Origin of the sequence: Antarctobacter heliothermus (assembly GCF_900188425.1) — a bacterium.
GTDB lineage: Bacteria > Pseudomonadota > Alphaproteobacteria > Rhodobacterales > Rhodobacteraceae > Antarctobacter > Antarctobacter heliothermus.
Genome location: NZ_FZON01000002.1, coordinates 119,092 through 142,234 on the forward strand (window position 1 = coordinate 119,092; position 23,143 = coordinate 142,234).

Consider the following 23,143-nt stretch of genomic DNA (forward strand, 5'->3'; position numbering starts at 1 on the left):
GACTAGGTGTGTCCTGCGCCGGGATCGGTGCAAGGATGCGTATTCTCAGTGAGAAGACAGATGGACTGGACACGGGCCGTAGACGGCTATTGCGAGCGGTTGGGGCCGGAGTTCTGGTCAGAACCGTTGAACGCCGTGACCAACGCCGCCTTTGTGCTGGCGGCGGTGATTCTGTGGCGGCGCAGTTTTGGGTTTGGCCGGGTGCTCTGCGCGATTCTGGCAGGGATCGGCGTTGGATCGTTCCTGTTTCACACCGTAGCGCAACCCTGGGCCGGTGTCGCCGATGTGGTGCCGATCCTGATCTTCGTACTGGTCTATATCTACGCCGCAAACCGCGACTTTTGGCGGTTGTCGGTTTGGCCCGCCTTGGGCCTGACGGCGCTGTTCCTGCCTTTCGCCGCCGTCACTGCACCGTTGTTCGGTCTGATCCCCGGACTGGGTGGCACCGCCAGCTACGCGCCGGTGCCGTTGTTGATCGCCATTTATGCCGTGATGCTGCGCCACCGCGCGCCAGACACGGCGCGGGGTCTGGCCATCGGCGTGGCGATCCTGCTGGTCTCGATGATGGCGCGTATACTGGATGACCCGCTTTGCGCCCTGTTGCCCATCGGCACGCATTTCATCTGGCATCTGCTCAATGCGACGATGCTGGGCTGGATGATCGCGGTCTGGACGCGCCATGTGCTTGCGGCGCGGCAGGCGGGGCGCTAAAGCCTGCCCTAAATCCGGAAACGAATGAGGCCCCCATGTCGATCGACATCGAGACAGCGGCGCGCGTGGCAAAACTTGCCCGCATCAAGGTGGAAAGCGAAGATCTGCCCGCGCTGGCACAATCCTTCAACGATATCCTCGGGTTCATCGAGCAGTTGAACGAGGTGGATGTCGAGGGGGTAGAGCCGATGGTATCTGTCACGCCCATGCGTCTGAAACGTCGCACCGATGGCGTGACCGACGGTGACATGCAGGACAAGGTGCTGGCAAACGCGCCCGACGCGCGCGAAGGGTTCTTTGCGGTTCCGAAGGTGGTGGAATGACCGATCTGACCAAGCTGAAGATCGCCGAGGCGCGCGATGCGCTGCGCAAGGGCGACGTGACCAGTGCAGAGTTGACCGAGGCCTGCCTGAGCGCCATCGACAAGGCCGACGCGCTGAACGCCTTTGTCCACAAGACGCCAGAGATTGCCCGCGAACAGGCTGCCGCCGCCGATGCGCGGATCAAGGCGGGCGATGCGCCCGCGCTGTGTGGCATTCCGCTGGGCATCAAGGATCTGTTCTGCACCAAGGGCGTGGCGTCACAAGCGGCATCGGCGATCCTGGACGGGTTCAAGCCGGAATACGAATCCACCGTGACCAGCCAGTTGTTCGATGCGGGCGCGGTCATGCTGGGCAAGCTGAACATGGACGAATTTGCCATGGGCTCGTCGAATGAGACCAGCACCTATGGCAATGTGATCAACCCGTGGCGGCGCGGCAACGACGATGCGGCGCTGACGCCGGGTGGCTCGTCCGGTGGGTCTGCCTCTGCCGTGGCGGCGGATCTGTGTCTGGGGGCGACGGGCACCGACACCGGCGGGTCGATCCGCCAGCCCGCCGCCTTTACCGGCATCACGGGCATCAAGCCGACCTATGGGCGCTGCTCGCGCTGGGGCATCGTGGCCTTTGCCTCGTCTTTGGATCAGGCGGGGCCGATGGCCAAGGACGTGCGCGACGCGGCGATCATGCTGCAGGCGATGTGCGGCCATGATCCCAAGGACAGCACCAGCGCCGACCTGCCCGTGCCGGACTTTGAGGCGATGCTGACCGGCGACATCAAGGGCAAGACCATCGGCATTCCGCGCGAATACCACATGGACGGGATGCCGGCAGAGATTGACGCGCTTTGGGCCGAAGGGCGCAAGATGCTGCAGGACGCGGGCGCCAAGCTGGTCGACATCAGCCTGCCGCACACCAAATACGCGTTGCCCGCCTATTATGTGATCGCCCCTGCCGAGGCGTCGTCGAACCTCGCACGCTATGACGGCGTGCGCTATGGCCACCGCGCCAAGCTGAGCCATGGCGACGGCATCACCGAGATGTATGAAAAGACCCGCGCCGAAGGGTTTGGCGAAGAGGTCAAGCGCCGCGTCATGATTGGCACCTATGTCCTGTCGGCAGGTTTTTACGACGCCTATTACAACCGCGCGCGCAAGGTGCGGACACTGATCAAGAAGGACTTTGAGGATGTGTTTGCCCAGGGCGTCGATGCGATCCTGACGCCTGCCACCCCCTCTGCCGCCTTTGGTCTGGGAGAGATGACAGAGGCCGATCCGGTGCAGATGTATCTCAACGACGTCTTTACCGTGACCGTGAACCTTGCCGGTCTGCCGGGCATCGCGGTGCCGACAGGCGTGGACAAGCAGGGTCTCCCGCTGGGTCTGCAATTGATTGGCCGCCCGTGGGAAGAGGGCGATCTGCTGAATTGCGCCTACGCGCTGGAACAGGCCGCAGGATTTGTGGCCAAACCCGCGAAATGGTGGTAATTGCAGCCGCTAAAGAGCAGACAGGACGAATGATGCGGACCACATTCCTGATTTTGGCGGCGCTGGCCTTGGCAGCCTGTGAGCCCAGCGTACCCGACAGCGGTGCAACGGCCCCCGATCCGGGGGCGGGTGTGGGCTTTGGCAGCTATGACGATTACGCCACCCGGCGTGAGGCGCAGCTGAACGGGCAGACCGCGTCGATTCCGGCCGCACCGCGCGTCGAGGGCGGCCCGATCGACGAAAGCGATGTCGTCGCTGCTGCGGCGGCACGCGCGCTCAATTCCGGGGTGGACCCGGTTGATGCGGCCCCCGGTAACCCGGCCCCGCAGATCGTGGCCAATGCGCGCGGCATTTCCGGTGAGAACGACTTTACCGCCGTCTCCGCCACCCGCGACATCGCCGCCGATGCGGCGATGATCCAGCGCAACCGCTCTCAATACACGGTCGTCCAGCCCGAGGCACTGCCCAAGCGGCCCGGATCGGACGCGCCCAATATCGTGGAATACGCGCTGCGCACCACCAACCCGGTCGGCACGCCGCTGTACAAACGGTCGTCGTTCAATGGCGGGTCGCGGTCCCAACGGGCCTGCGCGGCCTATGCCTCGGCAGATCTGGCGCAAGAAGAGTTTCTGGCGCTGGGCGGACCGGAAAAGGACCGCAAGGCGCTTGACCCGGACGGCGATGGCTTTGCCTGTAGCTGGAGCCCGGCGCCCTTCCGCGCGGTACGCGGCGGCTGATCTTTCATGACGCCGGAGACGATCTGGCATCCGTCGCCGAACTTCGGTGACCGGCGCGGCTCTGTCGCGCCGGATATGGTTGTGCTGCACTACACCGCCATGACATCCGCAGAGGCCGCGCGCGACTGGCTGTGCGCGCCCGAAAGCGAGGTGTCCTGCCACTATGTCATCGCCGAGGACGGGCGGCTGTGGCAGTTGGTGCAAGAGGCGGACCGCGCTTGGCACGCCGGGCGGGGCTGTTGGGGGGCGGTTGGCGACATCAATTCGCACTCCATCGGGATTGAGCTGGCCAACACCGGCTTTCATCCATTCCCCGAGCCGCAGATGGCGGTTCTGGAGACGGTGTTGGCGGGCATCACCGCCCGCTGGTCCATCACGCCAAGGCGCGTTGTCGGCCATTCCGACACGGCTTTGGGCCGCAAGACCGATCCCGGCGGGCGGTTTGACTGGCGACGCTTGGCGCTGCGGGGGCTGTCCGTATGGCCCGAACAGACAGAATGCGCGCTGGATGAGCCGCGCTTTTGGGCTGATTGCACCGCCTTTGGCTATGAGGTGACCCCGCAAACCAAAGAGGACGTCCTGAACGCCATCCGGCTGCGGTTTCGTCCTTGGGCCAAGGGGCCGTTGGGCGCGGATGATTGTGCGGTTATGGCGGATCTTGCGGACCGGTTTCCGTGTCGTCGGTCGCCGCTGCGCGCCTAGTCCAACTGATAGGGCAGTACGTCGCGGCGATTGGGCGTGGTGGTCAGACGCTTTTCCAACGGCGGAACAGAGCGTTGGTGGCAATGGGTCCGCTCACAGATGCGGCAGCTGATGCCGATGGGTTCAAACGCGCTGGCGCGGGTGAAATCCAGATCGTCGGCATAGACTAGCGCGGCGGCGTGGCGCACTTCACAGCCGATAGAGATCGCGTAGCGCCGCACCGGCGCGCCAAAATGCCCGCCGGTCTTGGACACGTCACGCGCAAGGCTGATGTAGCGCACCCCGTCCGGCGTTTCCGCCAGCTGGCGCAGAAACCGGCCCGGCGTTTCAAACGCGCGGTGGACGTTCCACAACGGACAGGCACCGCCAAAGCGGGCAAATTGCAGCCGCGTGGCTGAGTGACGTTTGGTGATCGTGCCCGCCTGATCAACCCGGACAAAGAAAAACGGCACACCCTTGGCACCGGGGCGTTGCAGCGTCGACAGCCGGTGCGCCACCTGCTCGATCGAGGCGCCAAAACGCGCCGCCAGCAGTTCCAGATCGTGGCGGGTTTCCTGTGCGGCGGCTAGGAAGGCCTTGTAGGGCATCATCGCAGCCCCGGCAAAATAGTTGGCAAGGCCCAGCTTGGCGATGGCGCGGGCCTCTTCGGACTGGAACCGGGCAAGATCCAGCGTCGCCTCCAGCAGTTGATTCTGTCGGAACAACGCCACCTGCACCAGCAGTTGAAAGGTCTGCGTCTCGACCGGCAAGAGCGAGGACAGCACCAGTTCCTGACGCTCGTCATCAAAGGCGCGCATCGGAGAGGTCTGGGAAAACCGCACGGTGATCCCGCGCGTCTCCAGTCGGTCGATGCAGGCACTGCGGATCGTGGTCTCACCGGCGTGCAACTGGGCGAAATGCTCTGCCGCGCGGTCCACCGCGTCGATGTAGTTGTCGCAATAGTGGAAAAAGTCGCGCACCTCTTCCCACGGGCTGGGCTGCAACTGCGCGCCCTCACGGCCCAAGGCCTCATCCAGTGAGGCAAGCCGCTCATGCGTTTGCCGGTAGGCGCGGTGCAGGGCCAGAAAGGCGCGCGCCAGCACCGGCGCGTTGGAGGCGGTCAGGCGCAGGTCGGCCAGTTGCGGAGTCGTCTCTCCAAACACCGGATCGGCCAGCGCCTCACGCATGTCGGTGACCAGCCGTTCTGCATCGCCTTGGCCCAGTTCGGTGACGTCAAAACCGAACTCCTGCGCCAGTGCCAGCACTACAGTCGTGCTGACCGGGCGATTGTTGTTCTCCATCTGGTTGAGATAGGGCAGGGAGATCCCCAGCTTGGCGGCGAAATCCTTTTGCGTCAGGTGCAATCGGGTGCGGATGTCGCGCAGCTTGGCGCCGGCGTAAAGTTTCTGGGTGGCCATTCAGGGGGTGTTCCGGTTTTGCATCTTTGCTCGTTCGTTGCGCAAAGATGCAAATTTTGTCACGCCGCGTCCAGCCCCCGCAGCTGCCGGGCGCGTCGGATTACCACCAGGATGGCCGCCACAGAGGCAAGGCCGGAGAGGAACATCATCCACAACAGCGGCCAGGCGCCGCTTCCCGGTTGCAACAGCGCGCTGGCCAGTTGCGACAGCGCCGCCCCGCCGCCCAGCATGATGGCCCCCGCCAGACCAGAGGCGGTGCCTGCCAGTCCGGGACGCACCGACAGCGCGCCTGCGGTGGCGTTGGGAATGGTCATTCCGTTGCCCAATCCCACAAAGGTCATGAAACCGAAAAAGGTCCAGGCGTTGCCAAATCCAGTGGCGAAAACCACCAGCGACAGCGCCATGCCCCCGGACACGATGATCCCGCCCCACAGCACCATGGAATTGATCCCGATGCGGGACGAAAACCGTCCCGACAGGAAATTGCCAAGCGCATAGCCCACTGCTGGCGCGCCAAAGAAAAAGCCCAGAACCGTCGTCGACATTCCAAAGACCTCGATCCCGACGTAGGACGCGCCGCCGACGTAGGAAAAGAACGCGCCCGAGGAAAACGCGCAGGCCAGCGCATAACCCCAAAAGCGTGGGCTGCGGAACAGTTCGGGGTATTCGCGGAACTGTTGGCCCAGGGTCAGCCCGCTGGCGATCTTCGTCTCGCCCAGATCGCGCAGGCACAACGCGATCAGGGCAAGCCCGAGGACCAGCATGGCCCAGAAATTCGCGTGCCAGCCAAAGGTCTGCGCCAGCCATCCGCCCGCGATGGGCGCCAGCATCGGCACCAGCGACATGCCCATGGTGACGTAGCCAATCATCGAGGCTGCCTCATTCGGCGGATAAAGGTCTCGGACCACGGCGCGGCTGAGCACCATGGCGACCACGACGCAGGCCTGCAGCATCCGAAAGATCAGGAAAACCGTGATGTTGGTGGACAGCAGGCAGCCGATGGTGGCCAATGCAAAGATCACCAGACCACCCAGGATCACCGGCCTGCGCCCCAGCTTGTCCGAGATGGGACCGATGAACAGTTGCAGTATCGCGTTACCGGCCAGATAGCCCGACACAGAGAACTGCATGACCGCGTAGTCGGTTTCAAACCACTCCGCCATGATTTGCAAAGAGGGCACAAAAATATTCATCACCAGCGCGGACATGCCGGCCAGCAGAACGAGTGTGACAATATGCGGCGGGGTACTGCGGTCTAGGAACCGCACCGGATCTGTGGAATGCATGGCGGTATCGGTATGCCTCGAATTGGGGATTGTCCAATGCTTGCATGGGCTTTTGTGCGAGTTCGCAAGTTTGCAATATGCACGACATGACAATTTGCCTATTTGCAAATTTGCGAGGAAACCCTTGAGGCGCAGCGTTTCCGCTGTATTTTCGCGACAAACCGGAAGGGGTGGCAGATGAAAGATATTCTCCAGGAATTGCAGGATCGCCGTGAGAACGCCCGGCTGGGCGGTGGGCAGAAACGCATCGACAGCCAGCACGCCAAGGGCAAGCTGACAGCGCGCGAACGGATCGAGTTGTTGCTCGATGAGGGCAGTTTCGAAGAATACGACACCTTCGTGGCGCATCGCTGCACCGATTTCGGCATGGAAAACAACCGGCCCTACGGCGACGGGGTTGTCACCGGCTGGGGCACGATCAACGGCCGCATGGTTTATGTCTTCAGCCAGGATTTCACTGTGCTGGGCGGGTCGGTGTCCGACACCCACGCGCGCAAGATCTGCAAGATCATGGATATGGCGGTGCAGAACGGCGCGCCGGTGATCGGTCTGAACGACTCCGGCGGCGCCCGCATCCAGGAAGGCGTCGATGCCTTGGCAGGCTACGCGGAGATCTTTCAACGCAACATCGAGGCCTCGGGCGTGATCCCGCAGATCTCTGTCATCATGGGGCCCTGCGCGGGTGGCGCGGTCTATTCGCCCGCCATGACCGACTTCATCTTTATGGTGAAGGACACGTCTTACATGTTTGTCACTGGCCCGGATGTGGTCAAGACCGTGACCAACGAGATTGTCACCGCCGAGGAACTGGGCGGCGCATCGACCCACACCCGCAAAAGCTCTGTCGCGGACGGGGCCTTTGAGAACGATGTCGAGGCGCTGGCCGAGGTCCGCCGCCTTGTCGATTTCCTACCGCTGCACAACCGCGAGAAACCCCCGGTGCGGCCCTTCTTCGACGAGGTGGACCGGATCGAGGCCAGCCTTGATACCCTGATCCCCGACAACCCCAACATGCCCTACGACATGAAGGAGCTGATCACCAAGGTTGCGGACGAGGGCGATTTCTACGAGATCCAGCGCGATTTCGCGGGCAACATCCTGACCGGGTTCATCCGCCTCGAAGGGCAGACTGTCGGCGTCGTGGCCAACCAGCCGATGGTGCTGGCGGGGGTGTTGGACATCGACAGCAGCCGCAAGGCGGCGCGCTTTGTCCGGTTCTGCGACTGTTTCGAAATCCCGATCCTGACACTGGTCGATGTGCCCGGTTTCCTGCCCGGCACCTCTCAGGAATACAACGGTGTGATCAAACACGGGGCCAAGCTGCTGTTCGCCTATGGCGAGGCGACGGTGCCGATGGTCACGGTCATCACCCGCAAGGCCTATGGCGGCGCCTATGACGTGATGGCGTCCAAACACCTGCGCGCTGACGTCAACTATGCCTGGCCCACGGCGCAGATTGCCGTCATGGGGGCCAAGGGCGCGGCAGAGATCATCCATCGCGCCGATCTGGGCGATCCCGGCAAGATCCAGGCGCACGCGGATGAATATGAGGACCGTTTTGCCAACCCGTTCATCGCGGCGGAACGCGGCTTTATCGATGAGGTGATCCAGCCGCGCTCGACCCGGCGGCGGGTGGCCAAGGCGTTTGCCATGTTGCGCAACAAGTCCCGGCAGACGCCGTGGAAAAAACACAACAACATCCCGCTCTGACCGTCACGGAGATCCGGCATGACCACATTTCCAGATCAGGCGCGCCCAATCACCAGACGTGGCGCTGCGACCCGGCGCGGCCCGTCCGACGCTGGCGCTCTTGGCGGCAGGGGGGCCGTATGAGGCGCAATGGCTGGCATATCCTTGAAGAAGAGGGGCGCTATGTGCTGGCCCGTCAGTGGCCGCCACGTTTCGACGTGGCGGCGGCAAGCGGATTTCCGCCGGTACGTCCTGCGCGGCTCGCCCGGCAGATCCGGCAGGACTTGTGGCGCAAATTTCAGCACTTGCGCGGTTTCTCTCCCGTGGTAGAAGTTGCCGCAACGGAAGACGGTGTGATCGTGCGCGCCGGCGGACGCCTCTCGGGGCGGACCCCGGCAGACACGGAAACCCGCATTCGGGACCTGCTCGACGATCCGGCGCATCGCGCGCGATGGATGATCTGTGCGGGGGAGGACGCCTGATGAGGGTGTCACGGAACATAGCCCCGGGCGCGCCCGGGGCCAAGGCGGCCCCGACGGGAGGAGCCGCGGGTGTCACAACCCGCTGGTGTCGGGGCTGCCGCTTAAGATCCATACAAAGATCCATACATCTGGGTGTCGTGGTATTGGCGGGCTTGTTGGCCGCGCCTCTGACGGCGGCGCAGCAGATCCTGCCGACCTCCGGGCTGGAAATCGAACTTCACGACATCATCGCCCAACCCCCCGTCTGGCGGGTGCGATACATCGCTCCGAACCTGTCGCAAGACGGGGTGCTCTATGCCGATGTGGCCGGAGATATGGAGCTGTTGTGTACCCAGGATGCGCTTGTGCGGATCGCCGGGGAGGGCGGTGCGCCGTCGCAAATCGTGATCACCTTGATGTCCGCGCCGGTGGTTTTCGGCGAAATGACGCCGGGTGTCACACAATTTTTCGAAAGCTACTCGGTCGAAAGCGACCTCTGTATCTGGGAGGCTTTTTAATGACTCCACAATATCTTGCGACCCGACTCTCATGTGGACAAGTATTTGCGGCTTCTGGGTCACAGCGCGAATCGTTGCCAAGGGTGGCGTATCTTTTTCCGCAACCCTCGGGTAGGTTCGCTGGTGATTGCATCGAAGCAGTCAAAACCTCAGAACGGGGACAGGCAGGGCGCGCGCGCGCTGAATGTTTCGAAACACTAGACAGGAGTAGAAGATGTCCAAGAGCATCAAACTGCTTGCCATGTTCGCTGTCATCGCAGGCGTTTCCGCTTGCGCGCAGCAAGAAGAAGAAGAGTACATCGTTGTCGATCCCGAGCCCATCTCGGTCGAGCCGGTGTACACAGGCAAGTACAAGTAAGAACCTATCGGGGCGGACCAGTGCGTCCGTCCCGCTTTTCCGCACGACAGGGGCAGCGCGCGGACCACGATTGAGCACCACAGCTTTGTCGCGCCGAACCAGTGTGCGCGCCCATGTGCCGGAGGCCGGCACATGCTGAAGCATCGCGGATTTCCCGGCCGTCTGACCGGCACCGACTTTCAATTTGTTATCCGCCGCGCCAATCCCAAGGGCGCCTCGCCGATCACTCGCCGCGACCGCTATCGCGACCGGCGCCCGGCGGACCGCCGCGCCGACATGGCATTCATGGCCGCGCTCTGGCGTCACTTCGGCACCGACCCGTTCGAACGCGGCAATCTGGATGCCGGACGCCTGTCCTGGCTGTTTGGCCGCGAGGTTCTGCCCGTTGACGACCCCTTTGATCCAGAGAGCTATGACGCGCTTCTGGTGATCGACGAAGGGGCTGCCCGTGCCGCCTTTCCGGAGGCCTTCGACGAGTCGGAGGACTGGGAATGACCTTGGGCGTTTTCTTGCCAATTCACGGCCAGATTGCGCGGGCGCTCGCCGATGGTTTCTTTTCGCGCACGGAGGGCTTTGCAGCGCCGTCGGATTCTGCAAGCGTGGCGTTGGGTCGCGGCCCGGGTCCCATACAGTCCCTTCGTCCCCGCGCATCCAACCCCCCCTCGGGGCGGCCCGGTCTGTCCCCGGCCAGGTCGCCCCACCTTCTCCTGATTCTGAAGAAATCCGGCCACTGCCAAGGGCTTGGCGGATTCTCGCGCCCGCTCTCCCAAACGGGGAAATGGCACTGGAAATTCCCCTCTCGATGGTGTTCTCTCGGCTCCGAGCAGTCGATCAGAGATGAGGAGAACCTCACATGCAAAGACACACCACGACCCGTTTCCACCTTGCCCTCTGCCTTGGCGCAGCCGCAGTGCTGGCGGCCTGTGGCGACAACCTGGGCGAGCAGGCGGCCTATGGCGCCGGGGCCGGCGCGGTCTCGGCCGTTGCGCTGGACACCAATGTTCTCACCGGCGCGGCCGTCGGGGTTGCGACCAATATCGCCTATTGCAGCACCTACCCGTCGCGCTGCTGATCCCGCGCCTTGGCGGGTTGCCGCGCACCCTGCGCTGGAACCCGCCACCGCAAAAGATGCGGTACGGAACGATCTTTCGCCTGACACGTTGAAGCCCCATCATCCTGTCGAACCGACATGGATCAAGGAGGCTCCTTCATGCGTATCATCACTCTTTCCGCCGCACTCGCCGCAACTCTCGGCCTCGCCGCCTGTGAGGGCACCGATCTGGAACGCGGCGTCATCGGCGCGGGCATCGGCGCGGCAGGTGCCGCAGCGACCGGGCGCAGCGTGGCCGCTGGCGCGGCCATCGGTGGCACTGCCGGTGTCGTCTGCGACGACGTCACACCCGAATTGTGCCGGTAACCATTCTTTCGGCGCGCGCCTGACACGCGCCGCCCCCGTACCGTTTCAACGCCGTCCGGACCCATCGGTCCGGGCGGCGTTTGCATGTGCAGATGCGCGCCAAAGCGCCGCCAAGAAGAAGGGACAGACATGTTCGACAAGATCCTGATCGCCAACCGGGGCGAGATCGCCTGCCGGGTCATCAAGACCGCCCGCAAGATGGGCATCAAGACCGTCGCCGTCTATTCGGACGCGGACAAACACGCGCTGCATGTGGAAATGGCGGATGAGGCGGTCCACATCGGCCCCCCCGCCGCAAACCAGTCCTATATCGTGATCGACAAGATCATGGATGCCATCAAACAGACCGGCGCGCAGGCGGTCCATCCGGGCTATGGGTTCCTGTCGGAAAACCCGAAATTTGCGCTGGCACTAGAAGCCGCTGGCGTCGCCTTTATCGGCCCGCCGGTGAAGGCGATCGAGGCGATGGGGGACAAGATCACCTCAAAGAAGATCGCGCAGGAGGCCAATGTCTCGACCGTGCCGGGCTACATGGGGCTGATCGGCGACGCGGACGAGGCGGTCAAGATCTCCGGTGAGATCGGCTATCCGGTGATGATCAAGGCTTCCGCCGGGGGCGGCGGCAAGGGGATGCGGATTGCCTGGAACGACGAAGAGGCGCGTGAGGGCTTTCAATCGTCCAAGAACGAGGCGGCCAACAGCTTTGGCGACGACCGCATCTTTATCGAGAAATTCGTGACCCAACCGCGCCACATCGAAATTCAGGTGCTGTGTGACGCGCATGGCAACGGCGTCTACCTGCACGAACGCGAATGCTCGATCCAGCGCCGCAACCAGAAGGTCGTCGAAGAGGCGCCCAGCCCCTTTCTTGATCCCGAAACCCGCAAGGCGATGGGAGAACAATCCGTCGCCCTGGCCAAGGCCGTGGGCTATGCCAGCGCGGGCACGGTGGAATTTATCGTCGATGGCGACCGGAACTTTTACTTCCTTGAGATGAACACCCGTTTGCAGGTGGAACACCCCGTCACCGAACTGATCACCGGCATCGACCTTGTCGAACAGATGATCCGTGTCGCCAACGGAGAGCCGCTGTCGATCACGCAGGACGATCTGAAAATCAACGGCTGGGCCATCGAGAACCGCCTGTACGCCGAGGATCCTTACCGTGGCTTCCTGCCCTCCATCGGTCGTCTGACCCGCTACCGCCCGCCCGCAGAGGGGCCGCTGGGCGCTGGGATCGTGCGCAATGACACCGGCGTCTTTGAGGGCGGTGAGATCAGCATGTATTATGACCCGATGATCGCCAAGCTGTGCACATGGGCACCCACGCGCCTTGAGGCGATCGAGGTCATGCGCAACGCGCTGGACAGTTTCGAGGTCGAAGGCATCGGCCACAACCTGCCGTTTGTCGCCGCCGTCATGGACCATCCGAAATTCATCGCCGGCGAGATGACCACCGCCTTTATCGAAGAGGAATACCCGGAGGGTTTTGAGGGCGTGACGCTGGCCGAGGCGGAACTGAAACGCGTCGCCGCCGCCGCCGCCGCCATGAACCGCGTGGCTGAAATCCGGCGGACCCGTGTCACCGGACGTCTGGGCAACCATGAACGCCGTGTCGGCAGCGACTGGGTGGTCAGCGTGCAGGGCGCGCAGTTCGAAACCTCGATTGACGCAGACCATGACGGTGCCACGGTGTCGTTTGCCGACGGTTCCAAACTGCGCGTCGAAGGCAACTGGACCCCGGGCGACAATCTTGCCCGGATGACCGTGGACGCGGTGCCGCTGGTGCTGAAGGTCGACAAGATCACGCAGGGGTTCCGCCTGCGCACGCGCGGCGCGGATCTCAAGGTCAATGTGCGCTCTCCACGTCAGGCGGAACTGTCCGCGCTGATGATCGAGAAACTGCCGCCCGATACCTCTCGTCTGCTGCTGTGCCCGATGCCGGGCCTGATCGTAAAGATCAACGTCGAAGTGGGGCAGGAGGTGCAGGAGGGGCAGGCGCTGTGCACCATCGAAGCGATGAAGATGGAGAACATCCTGCGCGCCGAACGCAAGGGCGTGGTGGCCAAGATCAACGCAGGTCCGGGCGACAGTCTTGCCGTCGACGAAGTGATCATGGAGTTCGAATAACCCATGCTGCGCCACGCCCTCCGCATCTGGCTCATGCACAGTCTGGCCTTTCTGGCCGGGCTGGTGGTGTCGGGGGTCGTGGCGGTCGGACTGTGGTTTCTGGTCCCCAGCGAAGGCGGAAATGCGCTGTTGTTGGGCACGGCTCTGGGGGTCTCCATCATCTCGGTGGGGACCGGATACGCGATCTATCTGGCGCTGGTTGCGGCGCTGCTGGGGGTGGTGCCGGGCTGGGGATTTTACCTGTTCGGGCCTCTGGTGGTGCTGGCGGTCATGGCGCTGGTCTTTACGGCGGTCTATTCCGGGCTGCTTGCGGTGGGCGGCGGCAGTCTTTTGGGCTACGCGCTGCTGTATCTGGGCGGCGGCGCGGCGCTGCACCGGCTGGTTGCCGAACTGGGAGAGGTGGAGGACACGCCGTGATCCGCCCGCCGGCAACATATCCTCAACCCCTCTGCACTACGCTTGCGCCAACGGTACGGTGGAACGGGGCAGGGCAGTTTGGTGCGACGGGTCGGGATACTTGTGGCGGTGGTGACGCTGTTGGCGGGCTGTTTCCGGCTGGAAACAGAGGCAGAGGTGCGCGCGCATCTCAGAACCTGGGTGTTTCTGGCGCAAACGCGACACTTTACCGTGCGGTCGACCTGTACGGCGGCGATCTTCGACACGATTTCGGGCGAGGTGCGCAGCAGCGGGCCGGTGCGCCGGGTCGAGGATCTGGGCAACGGCCAGCGGCTGCTGTCCGAGGGGCGCACGGTGGCCTTCGAATTGCCGGGACTGACCCCCAACGCGGTGTCAGAGGCGCTGATGTCGGTGAACCTGTCAGAGGGGCTGGGCCTGATCTCCAGCTTTGTGGGACCATCACAGGCCTGCATGACAGAGGCGTTTCAGAACGACGTCTATCTTGCGCTGATGTCGCCCGACACGGTGATGATCTACGATCCGGCCCGCAACGCGCTGGTGCTGCTGCACCGGCCCTCGCAGATCGCCTTTTACCTGCGCGGCAACGTCTGACGCTGGGCCAAATCGTTGGGCAAAGGCGTGTCCCGACGCCCTTTCCTGTCTCTGAAACAGCCGCTGTGCCCTACCTGGTGCGCACTTCCTGCTGGCGTAGCCGCAGCTTGTCGATCGAGCGCGAGATTTCGCGTACCGACCATGGCGCCGGTTTGCGGGCCACGATGGTGCCATCCTTGGCGATGATCGCCAGCATGAAACCGCGCGGGCGCAGGGTTTGCCGCACAGACGAGCGCGCTGCCGGATCGGTGTCGGTGATGATCACCACGTCACGCTCATCCAGCGCGTCCAGCCGTTCCGACAGCAGGGCCATCTGCTCGACATACGTGGGGTCCGCCGCGTTGTCGGCAAAGACGACCACCGGGCGTTTCAGCCACAGCCAGTCCTCCAGAGACGTTTCCGAGGCGGGCAAGATCATCTCGAACGGTTCGTCCGAGGTTTCCGCCCCTTGCGCTGCCGAAAGGCTGGCAAAGCCACCCACAAAAGCTGCCGCGATCAGTCGTTTTACCATTTTCATACAAAACGATATAAGTCGCCGCCGACCGGCTGCACAGCCATTGCGCCATTCCATCTGCAAAAATTTTATCTTTAACGGCATCCCAACCCGGCCCTGCGCAGGGTCACCCCAGTCTGAAGGCCCCGGTGCACTGCGCGTCGGCGGGCCGCGCCATGGGGGCTGCGACACGATGGATGTCATTTTGCATATCGGTGCGCATCGCACCGCCACCACCAGTTTCCAAAGTTATCTGCGCGCCAACCGGGCAGAGCTGGGGGCGCAGGGGATCGGGTTCTGGGCGCCGTGGCGCACGCGCGGCGGGTTGCTGAACGGCATCGCCGACCAGCCCTGCGCCGCGCATGAACCGCAGCGCGCGCTTGGCCGGGTTGCGATCAACCTCGAAGGGGCGCGCCGCAACGGGGTTGCCGTGCTGGTGGTCACCGATGAGAACATGGCCGGGACGCCGCGCCGCTGCCTGCGGCGGCGCGCGGTCTATCCCGGCGTCGGCGAACGGCTGGCGCGGCTGTCTGCGGCGTTTGGCGGGCCGACCCGCGTTACCTTGCAGATCCGCGCGCTGGATGCCTGGTGGGCCTCGTGCATCGCCTGGCTGGTCCCGCGCGGCGAGGATCTGCCGGACCCTGCCACGATCGAGGCGATCAGCCGCGCGGCCCGCAGCTGGCGCGACGTGATCACCGACATCGCCTGCGCCTGTCCCGGCACCGACATCCAGATCACCGCCTATGAGGCGTTTGGCGACCGGCCAGACCTGCTGTTGCGGGTGCTGACCGACCGACGCACCGTGCCCGTCGCCCGCCCCGGCAGTTTTGTCGAGAACCGCCGCCCGGACATGGCGGGCCTGCGCGCCGTGCTGGCCGACCGGGGCGCGGCACTGCCCGACGCGCCACACACCACGCGGTGGAGCCCGTTCAACACTCCCCAGGCCACCCGCCTGCGCGAAATCTATGCCGACGATCTCTACTGGCTGCGTGCCGGGGCGGATGGTCTGGCCACACTGACAGAGGACCCGGAGCCCGCGAGACCTAGGCTGAACCTGGCCGCGGCTGCCATGAAGAGAGGAACACCCGATGACGGACCTGCCCGAAAGCTGGCGCGCTGATGCTGAAAAGGAACTGCGCGGTCGCCCGCTGGATGATCTGACCTGGAATACCCTTGAGGGGATCGAGGTCAAGCCGCTCTATACCGCCGCCGACACAGAGAACCTGCCGCATATGGGCGACCTGCCGGGGGCAGAGCCGTTCACCCGTGGCGTCAAGGCGACAATGTACGCCGGGCGCCCCTGGACGATCCGTCAGTACGCCGGTTTCTCCACCGCCGAGGACTCGAACGCCTTTTACCGCAAGGCGCTGGCCGCTGGACAACAGGGCGTCTCTGTCGCCTTCGATCTGGCCACGCACCGGGGCTATGACAGCGACCACCCCCGCGTGGTCGGCGACGTGGGCAAGGCCGGTGTCGCCATCGACAGCGTCGAGGACATGAAGATCCTGTTTGACGGCATCCCGCTGGACAAGGTCAGCGTGTCGATGACCATGAACGGCGCGGTGATCCCGGTGCTGGCCAGCTTTATCGTCACGGGTGAGGAGCAGGGCCATGACAAGTCGATCCTGTCAGGGACCATTCAGAACGACATTCTGAAGGAATTCATGGTCCGCAACACCTATATCTATCCGCCCGCGCCCTCGATGCGGATCATCTCGGACATCATCGAATACACCTCGAACGAGATGCCGAAATTCAACTCGATCTCGATCTCCGGCTATCACATGCAAGAGGCGGGCGCGAACCTTGTGCAGGAATTGGCGTTCACGCTGGCCGACGGCAAGGAATACGTCAAAACCGCCATCGAGGCGGGCATGGACATCGACAAGTTCGCCGGACGGCTGTCGTTCTTCTTTGCCATCGGCAAGAACTTTTTCATGGAGGTGGCCAAGCTACGCGCCGCCCGGATGCTGTGGCACCGCATCATGACCGACCTTGGGGCAAAGAACCCGCGCTCCAAGATGCTGCGCACCCATTGCCAGACCTCCGGCGTGTCGCTGGCCGAACAGGACCCCTACAACAACGTGATCCGCACGGCGTATGAGGCGATGTCAGCGGTGCTGGGCGGCACCCAGTCGCTGCACACCAACGCACTGGATGAGGCGATTGCCCTGCCGACGGAGTTTTCCGCCCGCATCGCCCGCAATACCCAGCTGATCCTGCAAGAAGAGACGGGGGTGACCAAGGTCGTCGATCCGCTGGCGGGGTCGTATTACGTTGAAAAGCTGACCCATGATCTGGCCGAAGAGGCGTGGAAACTGATCGAGGAAGTTGACGGCATGGGCGGCATGACCCGCGCCGTGGAATCCGGCATGCCCAAGCTGCGGATCGAGGAAACCGCCGCCCAGCGTCAGGCAGAGATTGACCGGGGCATCGACGTGATTGTCGGCGTCAACAAGTACAAGCTGGACAAGCAGGATGACCTCGACATCCTGGATATCGACAACGGCAAGGTGCGTGAGGGGCAGGTGGCCCGGCTGGAGAAAATCCGCGCCACACGGGATGAGCCCGCCTGTCAGACGGCACTGGACGAATTAACCCGCCGCTGCAAGGCGGGCGGAAATCTGTTGGAGGCCGCCGTCGAGGCGGCGCGCGCGCGGGCATCCGTGGGGGAAATCAGCATGGCAATGGAAAAGGAATTTGGCCGCCACCGGGCCGAGGTCAAGACGCTCGCCGGGGTTTACGGTGCGGCATATGAGGGCGACGAAGGCTTTGCCGCGATCCAGAAATCGGTCGAGGATTTCGCCGAGGCAGAGGGGCGCCGCCCCCGGATGCTGGTGGTCAAGATGGGTCAGGATGGCCATGATCGGGGGGCCAAGGTGATTGCCACCGCCTTTGCCGACATCGGCTTTGACGTCGACGTGGGGCCGCTGTTCCAGACCCCGGAAGAGGCGGCACAGGACGCCATCGACAACGATGTGCATGTCATCGGCATTTCGTCTCAGGCGGCGGGTCACAAGACGCTGGCCCCGCAACTGGTCGAAGAGCTGAAGCGGCAGGGCGCAGGTGAGATTCTGGTGATCTGCGGCGGGGTGATCCCGCATCAGGATTATGAATTCCTGTACAACGCGGGTGTGAAGGCGATTTTTGGCCCCGGCACCAATATCCCCGAAGCGGCGCAGGACATTCTGCGGCTGATCCGCGCCGCCAGCGCCGACAAGGCCTGAGCAGTTTCGGCGCGCTGAGGCGCGCCGACCAGCGCGCGCCCGTGCCGGGCGCGCGCATCGGGGGCTGCGCCCCCGTTTTGGGGTATTTGAACAGAAAAGAAGCAGGCAGCGGGATGCCCATGTCCAAACGTGTGAAAATCCTGATCGGTATGGCACTGGGCGCGCTTTGGGGCGTTCTGTTGATCTGGCTGGGTCCGGTGTGGAAAGACACGGGGCTGGTTCTCGCGCTGGCAGTTGCGGGAGGATGCATGGGTCTGCCGCTGATGGCCGTGATCGGGCGGCTGGCGCAGCGGCGGTTCTTTGACGATGCGATCATCGACGGACAGGCGCTGACCGGTGCTGCGGGCATCGACGCGCGCGTCTTGTCGAACACGGTCGAGCAGGTGGTGCTGGCGGTTTGTGTCTGGCCGCTGGCCGGGTTTGTGCTGGGCAGCGGCACGGTGCTGAGCCTGGGAGTGGGCTTTGTGCTGGCGCGACTGGCGTTCTGGATTGGCTATCACGTCTCACCGCCGCTGCGCGCCTTTGGCTTTGCAGCCACGTTTTATCCGACGGTCCTGGCCGCCCTTCTGGTGCTGCGCGAGGCCCTGCAACTGGTGGTCTGAGGCCCTGTTCATCCGCGCCCTGCGCGGCTAGGTTTCGCGCAGGACACATCCGCGAGGCGCCTCATGCTGGAACTGGATCATATCGCTGTGCTGGGCCGCTCTTTGCCAGAGGCGGTGGCCCATGTGGAGGGCGCGCTGAGCCTGTCGATGGGACCGGGTGGGCGGCACGCGCGCTATGGCACCCACAACCGGCTGATCGGGCTGGCGCCAGGGGTCTACCTGGAGGCCATCGCCATCGACCCGGATGCGCCCGCACCACCCGATGCGCGCTGGTTCGGGCTGGACCGTTTTGACGGGTCCGCACGGCTGGACAAGTGGATCGCCCGCGTGCCCGACATCGACGCCGCCATAGCGGCGCTGCCGATGGCGGGGCGGCGCGTGGACCTGGAACGCGACGGGCTGCGCTGGTCGATGGCGGTGCCAGAGGACGGCGTCCTGCCCTTTGACGGCCTGTTCCCGGCGCTGATCCAGTGGCATGTCGCCACGCCGCCGGGGCAAAGCCTGCCCGCCTCCGGTCTGACGCTGGAGCAAGTGGTGGTGGCCCACCCGGAGGCCCCCGCGCTGGAGGCATTGCTGGCCCCTCACCTGAACGCGCCGCTGGTGTCGTTCCAGACCGCATCACGCTCCGGCCTGAGCGCCCGTCTGCGTGGCCCGGACGGTTCGCGTCAATTGTGACGACGGGTGTGCCCTGATTGTCAGCGGCGTAGTCCCGGCCACCGGCAGAACCTTGCGCCGATGCGGAAAATTCTCTGATCCGCTCCTGACACTCTGTGCCAGAGCGCGTAAACTGATCCCATGTCGATCTGGTCCCGCATCTCTCAGGCCATTCAGGCGCTCGCCTCTGGCGAAGGGCTGGCCGCCGTCTTTGACCGGCTGCGCGCGCCGCCGGAACGCGGCGTCGCCTTTACCATTGCCGTGATCGCCCTGTCCGCCAAGATGGCCAAGGCCGACGGGCTGGTGACGCGCGATGAGGTCACCGCCTTTCGCGAGGTGTTCCAGATCGCCCCCGAGGATGAGGCCGGCGCCGCGCGGGTCTTCAACCTCGCCCGGCAGGACGTCGCCGGGTACGAGGAATACGCCCGCCGCATCCAAAAGATGTTCGGCGACAGCGCCGGGACGCTCTGCGACCTGATGGAGGGGCTGTTCCATATTGCCATGGCCGATGGCACCTACCACCCGGCAGAGGATGACTTTCTGTCCAATGTCGCCGCCATCTTTGGCATCGACGATCTGCAATTCCGCGCGCTGCGGGCGCGGTTTGTCCCCGATGCGGTCCCCGATCCCTATAGTGTGCTGGGGGTTGCGCCCGACATGCCGATCGACCAGATCCGCGCCCGCTGGCGGCAGCTGGTCCGGGACAGCCACCCGGATCTGATGATGGCGCGGGGGGTGCCGCAAGAGGCGGTCAAGATCGCCGAGAAACGCCTGATCGACATCAACCGGGCGTGGGAAGAGATTTCCACCACCGCGCGTGAACCTGCCTGAGGGCGGGGCGATGCGGCTGGCCAGCTACAACGTCGAATGGTTCGATTCCCTCTTTGACAACAAGGGCCGCCCGCTGATCGACGATGAGATCGGCGGGCGGCACCGGATCACCCGTGGCGACCAGCTAGAGGCGCTGGGCCATGTCTTTCGCACCCTGAACGCCGACGCCGTCATGGTGATCGAGGCCCCCGACACCAGCCGCCGCCGCTCCACCACCCGCGCGCTGGCCAATTTTGCCGCGGCCGCAGGGCTGCGCACCCGCGACGTGGTGACGGGGTTCGTCAACGACACCCAGCAGGAGATCGCGCTGCTGTTCGACCCGGACGTGCTGCGTGTGCGCCACGACCCCCGGCACAGCCCCTCTGCGCCGCGCTTTGACGCCGAACTGGAGATTGATCTTGATATCGACGCCCGCGCCGACCGGGTGACGTTTTCCAAGCCGCCGCTGGAACTGGCGGTCGAAACCCTGTCGGGGCAACGGCTGCGGATCATCGGCGCACATCTGAAATCCAAGGCCCCGCATGGCGCGCGCGGCCATGACGCGATCATGAAGCTGGCCATCGCCAACCGGCGCAAACAACTGGCGCAGGCGGTCTGGCTGCGCCGCCGGATAGAGACGCATCTGACAGAGGGCGAGGATGTGGTCCTGATGGGCGATCTGAACGACGGTCCCGGCCTTGACGCCTACGAGGGGCTGTTCGGTCGCAGTTCGGTCGAGATCCTGCTGGGCACGGGCAACGGGGCGGACCGGCTGCTGTATGATCCGCACGCCTCCGAGGCGCTGCAAAGCCGGTTGGGCGCACAGCCCAGCACGGCGCGGTTCTACATCTACGAAGAGAAACGCTATCTTCAGGCGCTGCTGGATTACATCATGATCTCGCCCGCGTTGCGGATGTGCGCGCCGCGCTGGCGCATCTGGCACCCGTTCGATGATGCCGAATGCTGGCAGGACGAGTCTTTGCGTGGCGCGTTGCTGGTGGCGTCGGACCATTTCCCGGTGACGCTGGATATCGACCTGTAGACATCTTCTCAGACGTGCGGCCCGCGCCTATATTGGGGACATGAAACAGCTTGCCATGCCCGCCCTCGTGCTATCGCTCCTTGCTGCGCCGGTTGCCGCGCAACAGGAGGATGACGGTCTGAACCTTATGGAAGAGGGGGCTAAACTCTTTCTGCGCGGGTTGATGACCGAAATGGAACCGGCCCTGAAAGAGCTTGATGAGATCACCCGGGAGATGGAACCGCGCCTGCGCGATTTCGCGGCAGAGATGGGCCCGGCCTTGGGGGATCTGCTGGAAAAGGTCGAGGACTGGACCGTCTATCACCCGCCCGAAATGCTGGACAATGGCGACATCCTCATCCGCCGCCGTGATCCGCTGGTGCCAGAGACGCCTGATGTCCGGCCCGGTCCCGGACCCGAAACCCCGCCCAAATCCGTACCAGAGGAAAAGATCGACCTGTAAGGCGGGCCTCAGCCGATCCTGACCTCGCGGGTTTCGGCCCCCAGCGCATCGGCCAGCGATTTGTACCGCGACTCCGCGACCTCGCCATAGAGCGGCGAGGTGCTGGCGTTCAGGTGCAGATCCAGCGCCTGTGTTTCGGGGTCCCAGGCCAACCGTGGGCCGGTGCCGTCGGTCCGCAGCGTCCACAGCATCGCGCCAAAGCGCAGCGCCTTGCCCAGCACCTCGGCCTCGGTCTGGTGGGCGTCGTCCAGCAGCGCGTACAGATCCTCGAACCGGGTGCCTTCGCGCTTGTTGCGATAGCGGTGCAGCAGGGCAAGACCCAGGAACACCCGTTCCCAGTGTTTCAGCCCGCCCAGATTGGCGCGGGTGGCGTTGTCGAAACAGACTTCGGCACGGTAGTCGGGGTGTGCGCGCCAACTGACGTCGTGCAGCAGGCAGGCCGCGTGGATCAGCCGCTTGCGCGAGGCACTCGCCTCTGGAAACAGCGGCAGCACAAATTCATACAGCGCCGCGCCAAAGCCGGGCATCCGCGCGTCCTTGGCCTCGCCAAAGCGGCAGGCCTCGATCAGCGGATCGCGGTCGCGCAGGTCTTGGGGCATCTGCTCATACAGCAGGCCCTCGCGGATGCCATAGCTGGAAATCGCGATGTCCATCGGCTCGAAGGTTTCCAGCAGGCGCAGCAGCACTTCGCCCGCATAGGGCACCAGCGCCATGCGCGTGGCCGAGACGCCGCAGGCCTTGCGCAGGGTGTCGTGATCCTCGGTTGCCTCGATATAGGCGACCGTTTCGCGCACCGCGTCCGCATCCATCCGGTATTCGTGCAGCACCTGCAGGGGATAGCCGCGCCTGTGCATGTCGATCCGCGCGATGGCGCGCCAGCTGCCGCCGACCAGAAACAGCCGGTCGCGTTGGGTGCCCATGTGCTCGGCCAGCCGCTTGAGCTCGCGCTTGATCTGTTTGTCGCGGCCCTTGCGACCATCGTCGATGTCGCGCAGTTTCAGCGGCCCCAGCGGTGACGTCACCCGCCGCCCGACCTGGCCGTCGTGGATTTCAGCCAGTTCCATCGACGATCCGCCGATGTCGCAGACAAGTCCATAACTGCCGGGCCAACCCAGCAGCACGCCTTGCGCCGACAGCCGCGCCTCTTCGGCGCCGTCGATCACCCAGACCCGCAGGCCGGTGGCGGCCTCCAGGATCTGCCGGAACTCTGCGCCGTCCTCGGCGTCGCGCATGGCGGCGGTGGCGACCACCGTCAGGTCGGGCAGGTCCATGCCCTCGGCCAGCGCCCGGAACCGCAGCATGGCGCGCAGCGCCCGTTCGCGCCCCTCGGGGTTCAGACGCCCGGTTTCGGCCATCCCGGCCCCCAGGCCGCACATGATCTTTTCGTTGTAGAAATAGGCCGGACTGCGCGCCGCACCGTCAAAAACCACCAGCCGGACAGAGTTGGACCCGATGTCCACCACGCCCACCCGGGCCAGTGCCCGCGCCTTCGGATCATCGAAGAGAGGCCGCCCGAACGGGTCCCAGTGCCCGTGTGTATCGTCTTGCCCGTCCATGCGAATCCCGATCGATTTCCGGGTTTATCACCCGCAAGAGCGCAGCGGGTCAATCGAAAGGCACCAGCCCTTGCACGGTCGTGTCCGCGATACTCA

At 64.3% G+C, this 23,143-nt stretch carries 26 protein-coding genes; 22 read left to right on the top strand and 4 right to left on the bottom strand.

Annotated elements, in window-relative coordinates; genetic code table 11:
- Positions 1-60 precede the first annotated feature (60 nt).
- From CHB90_RS01715 to CHB90_RS01735, 5 genes are read left to right on the top strand one after another with little or no spacing between them, the layout of a single operon-like run.
- On the top strand, positions 61-711 hold the full coding sequence (locus CHB90_RS01715) for a ceramidase domain-containing protein (protein ID WP_089276119.1): 651 nt from the start codon (positions 61-63) through the stop codon (positions 709-711).
- A 35-nt stretch (positions 712-746) separates the two neighbouring features.
- On the top strand, positions 747-1,034 hold the full coding sequence (gatC, locus tag CHB90_RS01720; protein ID WP_089276120.1) for an Asp-tRNA(Asn)/Glu-tRNA(Gln) amidotransferase subunit GatC: 288 nt from the start codon (positions 747-749) through the stop codon (positions 1,032-1,034).
- Positions 1,031-2,518 carry an Asp-tRNA(Asn)/Glu-tRNA(Gln) amidotransferase subunit GatA gene (gene gatA, locus CHB90_RS01725; RefSeq protein WP_089276121.1) on the top strand — a complete coding sequence of 496 codons (1,488 nt, stop codon included), beginning with the start codon at positions 1,031-1,033 and terminating at the stop codon, positions 2,516-2,518. Before gatC ends, gatA begins: the two co-directional genes overlap by 4 nt.
- A 32-nt stretch (positions 2,519-2,550) precedes the next feature.
- Complete coding sequence (locus tag CHB90_RS01730) at positions 2,551-3,255, top strand: hypothetical protein (RefSeq protein WP_089276186.1); 705 nt, start codon at positions 2,551-2,553, stop codon at positions 3,253-3,255.
- A gap of 6 nt (positions 3,256-3,261) precedes the next feature.
- Positions 3,262-3,957, top strand: a complete 696-nt coding sequence (locus tag CHB90_RS01735; protein WP_089276122.1) for an N-acetylmuramoyl-L-alanine amidase — start codon at positions 3,262-3,264, stop codon at positions 3,955-3,957.
- Here CHB90_RS01735 and CHB90_RS01740 read toward each other — a convergent pair.
- Both CHB90_RS01740 and CHB90_RS01745 read right to left on the bottom strand, forming a co-directional pair.
- Entirely contained in the window at positions 3,954-5,354 is a 1,401-nt protein-coding gene (locus CHB90_RS01740) for a helix-turn-helix domain-containing protein (RefSeq protein WP_089276123.1), read from the bottom strand. The genes CHB90_RS01735 and CHB90_RS01740 overlap by 4 nt on opposite strands.
- A 59-nt stretch (positions 5,355-5,413) precedes the next feature.
- The gene (locus CHB90_RS01745) at positions 5,414-6,640 is read right to left on the bottom strand and encodes a multidrug effflux MFS transporter (protein WP_089276124.1); all 1,227 of its coding nucleotides are present in this window, start codon (positions 6,638-6,640) and stop codon (positions 5,414-5,416) included.
- Between the two features lie 177 nt (positions 6,641-6,817).
- Here CHB90_RS01745 and CHB90_RS01750 point away from each other — a divergent pair, with 177 nt between their 5' ends.
- From CHB90_RS01750 to CHB90_RS01790, 10 genes are all read left to right on the top strand, one after another.
- The gene (locus CHB90_RS01750; RefSeq protein ID WP_089276125.1) at positions 6,818-8,350 is read left to right on the top strand and encodes an acyl-CoA carboxylase subunit beta; all 1,533 of its coding nucleotides are present in this window, start codon (positions 6,818-6,820) and stop codon (positions 8,348-8,350) included.
- A 119-nt stretch (positions 8,351-8,469) separates the two neighbouring features.
- On the top strand, positions 8,470-8,811 hold the full coding sequence (locus CHB90_RS01755) for a hypothetical protein (protein ID WP_089276126.1): 342 nt from the start codon (positions 8,470-8,472) through the stop codon (positions 8,809-8,811).
- Positions 8,812-8,966: 155 nt separating this feature from the next.
- On the top strand, positions 8,967-9,308 hold the full coding sequence (locus CHB90_RS01760; RefSeq protein WP_141135782.1) for a DUF6497 family protein: 342 nt from the start codon (positions 8,967-8,969) through the stop codon (positions 9,306-9,308).
- Positions 9,309-9,522: 214 nt separating this feature from the next.
- On the top strand, positions 9,523-9,666 hold the full coding sequence (locus CHB90_RS26455) for a hypothetical protein (protein ID WP_162846276.1): 144 nt from the start codon (positions 9,523-9,525) through the stop codon (positions 9,664-9,666).
- Between the two features lie 132 nt (positions 9,667-9,798).
- Positions 9,799-10,161: a hypothetical protein gene (locus CHB90_RS01765; RefSeq protein ID WP_089276128.1), complete on the top strand. Its 363-nt coding sequence runs from the start codon at positions 9,799-9,801 to the stop codon at positions 10,159-10,161.
- A 358-nt stretch (positions 10,162-10,519) separates the two neighbouring features.
- Positions 10,520-10,738, top strand: a complete 219-nt coding sequence (locus CHB90_RS01770) for a hypothetical protein (RefSeq protein WP_089276129.1) — start codon at positions 10,520-10,522, stop codon at positions 10,736-10,738.
- 138 nt (positions 10,739-10,876) lie between these two features.
- Complete coding sequence (locus CHB90_RS01775; RefSeq protein ID WP_089276130.1) at positions 10,877-11,083, top strand: hypothetical protein; 207 nt, start codon at positions 10,877-10,879, stop codon at positions 11,081-11,083.
- 129 nt (positions 11,084-11,212) lie between these two features.
- Entirely contained in the window at positions 11,213-13,213 is a 2,001-nt protein-coding gene (locus tag CHB90_RS01780) for an acetyl-CoA carboxylase biotin carboxylase subunit (RefSeq protein ID WP_089276131.1), read from the top strand.
- Between the two features lie 3 nt (positions 13,214-13,216).
- Complete coding sequence (locus CHB90_RS01785; protein WP_089276132.1) at positions 13,217-13,630, top strand: hypothetical protein; 414 nt, start codon at positions 13,217-13,219, stop codon at positions 13,628-13,630.
- Between the two features lie 81 nt (positions 13,631-13,711).
- Entirely contained in the window at positions 13,712-14,221 is a 510-nt protein-coding gene (locus CHB90_RS01790; protein ID WP_141135783.1) for a hypothetical protein, read from the top strand.
- A 70-nt stretch (positions 14,222-14,291) separates the two neighbouring features.
- Here CHB90_RS01790 and CHB90_RS01795 read toward each other — a convergent pair whose 3' ends face one another.
- Positions 14,292-14,732: a DUF4174 domain-containing protein gene (locus CHB90_RS01795; RefSeq protein ID WP_245823117.1), complete on the bottom strand. Its 441-nt coding sequence runs from the start codon at positions 14,730-14,732 to the stop codon at positions 14,292-14,294.
- A gap of 175 nt (positions 14,733-14,907) precedes the next feature.
- Between CHB90_RS01795 and CHB90_RS01800 the strand changes: the two genes are divergently transcribed.
- The 7 genes from CHB90_RS01800 to CHB90_RS01830 all read left to right on the top strand — a co-directional run bounded on the left by CHB90_RS01800 (position 14,908) and on the right by CHB90_RS01830 (position 21,491).
- Positions 14,908-15,834, top strand: a complete 927-nt coding sequence (locus tag CHB90_RS01800) for a hypothetical protein (RefSeq protein WP_089276134.1) — start codon at positions 14,908-14,910, stop codon at positions 15,832-15,834.
- Complete coding sequence (gene scpA / locus CHB90_RS01805; RefSeq protein ID WP_089276135.1) at positions 15,803-17,941, top strand: methylmalonyl-CoA mutase; 2,139 nt, start codon at positions 15,803-15,805, stop codon at positions 17,939-17,941. Before CHB90_RS01800 ends, scpA begins: the two co-directional genes overlap by 32 nt.
- Positions 17,942-18,060: 119 nt before the next feature.
- Positions 18,061-18,543 carry an MAPEG family protein gene (locus CHB90_RS01810; protein ID WP_245823118.1) on the top strand — a complete coding sequence of 161 codons (483 nt, stop codon included), beginning with the start codon at positions 18,061-18,063 and terminating at the stop codon, positions 18,541-18,543.
- Between the two features lie 63 nt (positions 18,544-18,606).
- Positions 18,607-19,218: a VOC family protein gene (locus CHB90_RS01815; protein ID WP_089276137.1), complete on the top strand. Its 612-nt coding sequence runs from the start codon at positions 18,607-18,609 to the stop codon at positions 19,216-19,218.
- 120 nt (positions 19,219-19,338) lie between these two features.
- A complete protein-coding gene (locus tag CHB90_RS01820) occupies positions 19,339-20,028 on the top strand; it encodes a molecular chaperone DjiA (protein ID WP_089276138.1) in 690 nt (229 codons plus the stop codon).
- 10 nt (positions 20,029-20,038) lie between these two features.
- The gene (locus CHB90_RS01825) at positions 20,039-21,049 is read left to right on the top strand and encodes an endonuclease/exonuclease/phosphatase family protein (protein WP_089276188.1); all 1,011 of its coding nucleotides are present in this window, start codon (positions 20,039-20,041) and stop codon (positions 21,047-21,049) included.
- 40 nt (positions 21,050-21,089) lie between these two features.
- Positions 21,090-21,491: a hypothetical protein gene (locus CHB90_RS01830; protein ID WP_089276139.1), complete on the top strand. Its 402-nt coding sequence runs from the start codon at positions 21,090-21,092 to the stop codon at positions 21,489-21,491.
- A gap of 8 nt (positions 21,492-21,499) precedes the next feature.
- Here CHB90_RS01830 and CHB90_RS01835 read toward each other — a convergent pair whose 3' ends face one another.
- On the bottom strand, positions 21,500-23,047 hold the full coding sequence (locus tag CHB90_RS01835) for a Ppx/GppA family phosphatase (RefSeq protein WP_089276140.1): 1,548 nt from the start codon (positions 23,045-23,047) through the stop codon (positions 21,500-21,502).
- Positions 23,048-23,143: the final 96 nt, after the last annotated feature.

Bases quoted from the DNA above. Each gene is read 5' to 3' on its own strand.
- CHB90_RS01715 (WP_089276119.1), top strand. From the start codon at position 61: ATGGACTGGACACGGGCCGTAGACGGCTATTGCGAGCGGTTGGGGCCG.
- gatC (WP_089276120.1), top strand. From the start codon at position 747: ATGTCGATCGACATCGAGACAGCGGCGCGCGTGGCAAAACTTGCCCGC.
- gatA (WP_089276121.1), top strand. From the start codon at position 1,031: ATGACCGATCTGACCAAGCTGAAGATCGCCGAGGCGCGCGATGCGCTG.
- CHB90_RS01730 (WP_089276186.1), top strand. From the start codon at position 2,551: ATGCGGACCACATTCCTGATTTTGGCGGCGCTGGCCTTGGCAGCCTGT.
- CHB90_RS01735 (WP_089276122.1), top strand. From the start codon at position 3,262: ATGACGCCGGAGACGATCTGGCATCCGTCGCCGAACTTCGGTGACCGG.
- CHB90_RS01740 (WP_089276123.1), bottom strand. From the start codon at position 5,354: ATGGCCACCCAGAAACTTTACGCCGGCGCCAAGCTGCGCGACATCCGC.
- CHB90_RS01745 (WP_089276124.1), bottom strand. From the start codon at position 6,640: ATGCATTCCACAGATCCGGTGCGGTTCCTAGACCGCAGTACCCCGCCG.
- CHB90_RS01750 (WP_089276125.1), top strand. From the start codon at position 6,818: ATGAAAGATATTCTCCAGGAATTGCAGGATCGCCGTGAGAACGCCCGG.
- CHB90_RS01755 (WP_089276126.1), top strand. From the start codon at position 8,470: ATGAGGCGCAATGGCTGGCATATCCTTGAAGAAGAGGGGCGCTATGTG.
- CHB90_RS26455 (WP_162846276.1), top strand. From the start codon at position 9,523: ATGTCCAAGAGCATCAAACTGCTTGCCATGTTCGCTGTCATCGCAGGC.
- CHB90_RS01765 (WP_089276128.1), top strand. From the start codon at position 9,799: ATGCTGAAGCATCGCGGATTTCCCGGCCGTCTGACCGGCACCGACTTT.
- CHB90_RS01770 (WP_089276129.1), top strand. From the start codon at position 10,520: ATGCAAAGACACACCACGACCCGTTTCCACCTTGCCCTCTGCCTTGGC.
- CHB90_RS01775 (WP_089276130.1), top strand. From the start codon at position 10,877: ATGCGTATCATCACTCTTTCCGCCGCACTCGCCGCAACTCTCGGCCTC.
- CHB90_RS01780 (WP_089276131.1), top strand. From the start codon at position 11,213: ATGTTCGACAAGATCCTGATCGCCAACCGGGGCGAGATCGCCTGCCGG.
- CHB90_RS01785 (WP_089276132.1), top strand. From the start codon at position 13,217: ATGCTGCGCCACGCCCTCCGCATCTGGCTCATGCACAGTCTGGCCTTT.
- CHB90_RS01795 (WP_245823117.1), bottom strand. From the start codon at position 14,732: ATGGTAAAACGACTGATCGCGGCAGCTTTTGTGGGTGGCTTTGCCAGC.
- CHB90_RS01800 (WP_089276134.1), top strand. From the start codon at position 14,908: ATGGATGTCATTTTGCATATCGGTGCGCATCGCACCGCCACCACCAGT.
- scpA (WP_089276135.1), top strand. From the start codon at position 15,803: ATGACGGACCTGCCCGAAAGCTGGCGCGCTGATGCTGAAAAGGAACTG.
- CHB90_RS01810 (WP_245823118.1), top strand. From the start codon at position 18,061: ATGTCCAAACGTGTGAAAATCCTGATCGGTATGGCACTGGGCGCGCTT.
- CHB90_RS01815 (WP_089276137.1), top strand. From the start codon at position 18,607: ATGCTGGAACTGGATCATATCGCTGTGCTGGGCCGCTCTTTGCCAGAG.
- CHB90_RS01820 (WP_089276138.1), top strand. From the start codon at position 19,339: ATGTCGATCTGGTCCCGCATCTCTCAGGCCATTCAGGCGCTCGCCTCT.
- CHB90_RS01825 (WP_089276188.1), top strand. From the start codon at position 20,039: ATGCGGCTGGCCAGCTACAACGTCGAATGGTTCGATTCCCTCTTTGAC.
- CHB90_RS01830 (WP_089276139.1), top strand. From the start codon at position 21,090: ATGAAACAGCTTGCCATGCCCGCCCTCGTGCTATCGCTCCTTGCTGCG.
- CHB90_RS01835 (WP_089276140.1), bottom strand. From the start codon at position 23,047: ATGGACGGGCAAGACGATACACACGGGCACTGGGACCCGTTCGGGCGG.